Below are 3,299 nucleotides of genomic sequence, written 5' to 3'. Positions count from 1 at the left end.
TCGTCATGGAGGCCAGTGGCGGCTACGAACGGCTTCCCTTCCTGCTGTCGTGGGGGTTGGGAGTAGCCTGCGGCATGGCCAATGCGAGGAGCGTACGCTGATTCGCCGAGGCGATGGGCTTCCTGGAGAAGACCGACAGGATCGACGCCGCCGTCATCGCCCGCTATAGCGAGGTCAAACGGCTGCAGCCGACGCTGCCGCCGAGCGCGGCCCAGCAGCGGCTCAAGGCGCTGGTCGCCCGGCTTTCCCAGGTAACCGCCGATCTCACCGTCCAGAAGCAGCGCAAGAGCGCTGCCACTGATGCCGATACCATTGCCTGCGTATTCCGATGAAGCCGGCCACCGATTCCGATTTGAAGCCGGCCAGTCATTCCGATTTCATTCCGGCCAGCATTCCGATTTGAAGGCGGCCATTTTTCGGTCTGATCCTGGGTCTCGTTGATGTTTGGGTTGGGTTTTGTTTCAGGTCAAGCTGACGGATAAGCCCGAAAGCGGCACCATGCAAGAATACAATAGGTCCACCGGTTCCATTCTCGCAATACAAAGTCGCGACGGCCCCAATCAATATGCAATGTTCGGTGATCATTGTTTCCTCAGCAAAAGCGAGCCAGATCGGTCTGCATTATGCATATGGGAAGCGAGGCTTCTGGTATTTACTTCATAAGCGTAGCAGCGTCTACAGGCCTTTTGCGCCAATTGCCCCCTAGCCGAACGCAGGAATTCGGCGTAGGCGCCCCAGTTCTTCAACCGCGAATTTGCAGGAAATTCCTAAACAAGCGCGGTGACCGTCTAGTGCATCAAGTTACGCGCGGAGCATCCTCCCCAATGCCTGCATCTGCGGCCTTCTAATCCGATCAATGTGGTCGCAAGCGGGGTGCGACCCGAAGCGCGCAATCACCATCTCCGCCTTTGGCGCTATGTACAGGTTCTGGCCGTAAAGGCCCCGACCTTCAATAGCATCAAGCTCGTCGTGTGATACCCACCATTGGCTTCGGTATGTATAGCCGAATGGGAGGTCCGGCTTGGCGGGGTGGTCGAGATCTTGAAGGTCGTAGACAACACTCGCGGGAACCAGTTGCTTGCCATTACACGAGCCTTCACATCGCATCAGCTCGCCGAAACGCGCCAAGTCGCGCAACGTCACATTGAGTCCGCTATGCGCCCTCGGCATACCGTTTGTCGGGTCGATCTCGACATAGGCGTCTTCTTCGCAGCCCAGTGGCAACCATAAGCGCTCCTCCAACAGTTGTGCGAACGACCGGCCCGTTGCGCGCGACATAACCCAAGCCATAACATTGGTATCGACGCCTTTGTAGACAAATTTGCCGTGCGCCCCTTCCTTTCGTATGGTACGCAGGTATTCGCATCTATATGACTTGTCTACACTTGTGTAATCTTCAGTAAAAGCAACGTTAGTTTGCATGTCCATGACTTGGCGGAGCGTTGCATCTTCCCACCCTGTACCTCGTAATTCCGGCACAAACTGCGATATTGTCTTCCTGTCGTCGAGAATGCCCTCATGCACCAACGCCGCGGCTAGGGTGCCCGCATACGATTTGGTGATTGACTGACACGAATGTTGTACGTGCGGCGCGAGTGCGCCGAAGTATCGTTCGTATATGATCCGCCCCCGATGCAGGACCAAAATGCCGTCGGTGTAGGTGTCGAATAGCGCCTCCTCGAACCGGTTGGTGCGGTCGTCCATGTCGACGAACGTGAGCCCATCGATTTCGGTAGACCTGTTGCTGCACTCAAGCTGCGACGGTCCGCCCCGCCCTCGCCACACTTGGACTGTGGGCCGCAGCTCACGCATATGCGATAGCGACCAGCGAAGCTGAGGAAAGGTCCAAACAGTTTCATTCTCGAATGTTACACGCTTGTCTGGCGGCGGCGGCGCACCGCGCATCCAGCCAAATTCGCGAGGATCCGATGCACGGCCGTCCAGGTATTGCTGTCCGTCGAATTCGAGTACGCTCTCCGACGCGTTACCGACGGTTTGCCGTTGTTTGAATTCTGTCATACATGGGATCCAATTTCATGCCTAGGCGCCCCCGGCGCCAGCTGGCTATCGAGAGTTGCGACCCAACCTCGGGAGTTCGGACTGGACTAAATCACAACATGTTATGATCATAGCAGCGGCAGGCGCGCATTCTATGCGAAATGTCCTCGACAACGCAGCAAATCAGCGTTGTATTGCGGCCGGCGCATACTTGCGGCCCCGCTCTCGCGTGGCAAGTAGGACCTAACTTGCCGAACGCTTCCAGCTACAAGAGGCATGAGCCATCATGCGCAGTATGCCGAGTACATCTCGATTAAACCGGGTCCGAACGGGTTGACAATTGTAACGCGTCTCCGCTGTCCGAGCTACGATGAGTCAAAAATTCTCTGGTCTATCAACGATGTTGACCCAGAGGGATACGTGCGAACTCGCAAGGCAAGAAATCGCGAAATGGCATGGGCGACTCTGCATGTTGGCGACGCGATAGTGGATAACGCCGTCGCCTTCGTAGGTGGGCTCGGCTTGAGTCGTCGCATGCGACGTCTCGAAGCAACCGCCCTGGTCAATAGCGACGTCGACCAGCTCCGAGCCCTTCTTCATGCCGGACATCATTTCGCGGGTGACGAGCTTTGGCGCGGCAGCACCGGCGATCAGCACGGCCCCGACCACGATGTCGGCAGAGAAGCATTCTTCCTCGAGCGCCCCGACGGTTGAGTAGCGGGTGCGCACACGGCCGGCGAAGAGGTCGTCGAGATTAGGGAGGTCGAGATTAGGGAGGTCGAGATTAGGGAGAGAGAGGGGCTTGGACCGCAGTTCCCACGTGACCAGAGTCAGCCCTGCAAGGTGTAATTCAACGCGCCAGTCCAGTTTAGATCCTTCCAAACAAGACGTCTTGTGGCGATGCAATCTGCAGCCTTCGGAGTCCAGCGAGTTGGCGAGTTCGCCGACCTCTCTGAGGCCAGGGTATCCGTGCTTTGTGAAATCGCCAGAGCGATCCGGCGAAAGCCAAGGGTAGTTCGCAGGAAACCTGCATCATCGAACTCGATTTCGCTGAATGCCAACAATGCAGAGCGATAAGGTGTCGTTCGTTAAATGACGGACCGGGATGGGTCCAATCAGCAGGGAGCAATGGCGCACCGCTAAGACACTCCTCTCGGTGGCGACGAAGGTAGCTTTCAAGAAAATAAGAACGAGAAAAAAGGGAACTATAGATGAACAATCATGTAACGACGGTCGTAGTTGCAGTCTCCATGGCGGTTGCGTCGATGTCTTTGTCAGCCAAGGCTTGCGCCGGCGAAGTC

Annotated in this window: 1 protein-coding gene and 2 pseudogenes; 1 reads left to right on the top strand and 2 read right to left on the bottom strand. The window is 56.7% G+C overall.

The window, feature by feature from the left end; translation table 11 throughout:
* Nucleotides 1-287: pseudogene (locus EN969_RS23180) on the top strand (transposase); the annotation flags it as partial.
* A gap of 514 nt (nucleotides 288-801) precedes the next feature.
* Here EN969_RS23180 and EN969_RS23175 read toward each other — a convergent pair.
* Both EN969_RS23175 and EN969_RS23170 read right to left on the bottom strand, forming a co-directional pair.
* Nucleotides 802-2,019, bottom strand: a complete 1,218-nt coding sequence (locus tag EN969_RS23175) for a serine hydrolase (protein WP_063169320.1) — start codon at nucleotides 2,017-2,019, stop codon at nucleotides 802-804.
* 354 nt (nucleotides 2,020-2,373) lie between these two features.
* Nucleotides 2,374-2,751: pseudogene (locus EN969_RS23170) on the bottom strand (alanine dehydrogenase); the annotation flags it as partial.
* Between the last annotated feature and the right edge of the window lie 548 nt (nucleotides 2,752-3,299).

Source organism: Mesorhizobium sp. M7A.F.Ca.CA.003.01.2.1, from assembly GCF_003998945.1.
GTDB classification, from domain to species: domain Bacteria; phylum Pseudomonadota; class Alphaproteobacteria; order Rhizobiales; family Rhizobiaceae; genus Mesorhizobium; species Mesorhizobium ciceri.
This window is presented reverse-complemented; position numbering and strand designations above follow the sequence as displayed.

Excerpts from the sequence above, each read along its gene's own strand:
- EN969_RS23175 (WP_063169320.1), bottom strand. The coding sequence starts at position 2,019 with ATGACAGAATTCAAACAACGGCAAACCGTCGGTAACGCGTCGGAGAGC.